Origin of the sequence: Kitasatospora sp. NPDC008115, assembly GCF_042957205.1 — a bacterium.
Lineage (GTDB): Bacteria > Actinomycetota > Actinomycetes > Streptomycetales > Streptomycetaceae > Kitasatospora.
The window spans coordinates 1-1352 of record NZ_JBIBHU010000093.1 but is presented as its reverse complement, the minus strand read 5'-3'; the positions used below and the strand labels follow the sequence as shown (position 1 = coordinate 1352).

The window sequence follows — 1352 nt, the reverse complement described above, 5'->3', positions numbered from 1 at the left end:
GGGTGGTCGAGGGTGGTGGCGCCGGGGGTGGTGGGGTTGGTTTTGGGTGTGTGGTGGAGCCAGTAGTGGTGGTGTTGGAAGGGGTAGGTGGGGAGGGGGGTGTGGGTGGTGGGTTGGTGGTGGGTCCAGGTGGTGGGGATGCCGTGGGTGTGGGCGTGGGCGAGGGTGGTGTGGAGGGTGTGGTTGTCGGGTTGGTTGCGGCGGAGGGTGTGGGTGTGGGTGGTGTTGGGGGGGAGGGTGGTGGTGGCGTGGTTGGTGAGGGTGGGGTGGGGGCCGATTTCGATGGTGTGGGTGATGTTGTGGTGGTGGAGGGTTTGGAGGGCTTGGTGGAAGCGGACGGGTTGGTGGATTTGGTTGGTCCAGTAGGTGGGGTCGGTCCAGTGGTCGGGGTTGTCGGGGATGGTGCCGGTGACGGTGGAGACGAGGGGGGTGGTGGGGTGGTGGTAGGTGAGGGTTTGGGCGATGTGGTGGAAGTCGTCGAGGACGGGGTGCATGAGGGGTGAGTGGAAGGCGTGGCTGACGGGGAGTCGTTTGGTGGTGCGGCCTTGGTGGTGGAAGTGGTTGGCGATGGTGGTGATGGTGGTGGTGTCGCCGGAGATGACGAGGTTGTCGGGGGAGTTGATGGCGGCGATGGAGGCGGTGGGGTGGTTGGTGAGGTGGGGGGTGATTTCGTCTTCGGTTGCCTGGATGGCGATCATGGCGCCGCCGGTGGGGAGGTTTTGCATGAGGCGGGCGCGGGTGGCGATGAGGGTGCAGGCGTCGGGGAGGTCGAGGATGCCGGCGGTGTGGGCGGCGGCGAGTTCGCCGATGGAGTGGCCGGTGAGGGCGTGGGGGTGGAGGCCGTGGTGTTGGAGGAGGCGGTGGAGGGCGATTTGGAGGGCGAAGGTGGCGGTTTGGGTGTAGAGGGTTTGGTTGAGGAGGGTGGCGTGGGTGGTGTCGGGGTGGGCGAAGAGGATGTCGCGTAGGGGGTGGTCGAGGTGGGGGTCGAGGTGGTCGCAGATGGTGTCGAGGGTTTGGGCGTAGATGGGGTGGGTGGTGTAGAGCTGGTGGCCCATGCGGGGGTGTTGGGCGCCTTGGCCGGTGAAGAGGTAGGCGTAGCGGGGTTGGTGGGCGGTGGCGGTGATGAGGTGGGGGTGGGGGGTGTTGGTGGCGAGGGCTTGGAGGGTTTGGAGGAGGGTGTCGCGGTTGTTGTGGGTGGTGAGGAGGGCGGCGCGGTGGTGGAGGTGGGCGCGGGTGGTGGCGAGGGTGTGGGCGGTGTGGTGGATGGTGAGGTCGGGGTGGGTGGTGAGGTGTTGGTGGAGTCGGGCGGCCTGGGCCTGGAGGGCTTGGGGACTGGCGGCGGAGAGCAGGAC

At 67.8% G+C, this 1352-nt stretch carries 1 protein-coding gene; it reads right to left on the bottom strand.

Features of this window, described 5'->3' with window-relative positions:
- Window positions 1-1352: acyltransferase domain-containing protein (locus tag ACFZBX_RS36955; protein WP_391538204.1), on the bottom strand; the 1352-nt coding region annotated here is incomplete at both ends.